1 protein-coding gene is annotated in these 266 nt (G+C 36.8%); it reads right to left on the bottom strand.

The genetic code is table 11. The annotated features are described in order from the left end of the window. The coding region (locus M901_RS04680) for a hypothetical protein (protein ID WP_034720422.1) at positions 1–266 on the bottom strand (266 nt) is incomplete at both ends.

The raw sequence follows: 266 nt of genomic DNA, 5'->3' as shown, positions 1-266 counted from the left end.
AACAGGAATTCCTCTTTCTTTCTTCTCAATTTGGTAACGGCATTGACCAAATGGTGAAATAAACTTCTCCGCTATCCAACCAACTTTTTGATCAGATTCTTCGCGATCAGCAAATTCAACTTTTACAAAGGTATACTCCACGCCATCAATCACCTTTACTTTCGTATCTTCAGTGTCCCATGACTGGAAAATTTTAACTTTCTCATTCTTTGAAGCTCTAAACAGTACAGTATCCAATTCTTCTGATCGAACATTTAGTGTCTTAC

Origin of the sequence: Bacteriovorax sp. DB6_IX (genome assembly GCF_000447775.1) — a bacterium.
In the GTDB taxonomy this organism is placed as follows: Bacteria; Bdellovibrionota; Bacteriovoracia; order Bacteriovoracales; family Bacteriovoracaceae; genus Halobacteriovorax_A.
This window is presented reverse-complemented; position numbering and strand designations above follow the sequence as displayed.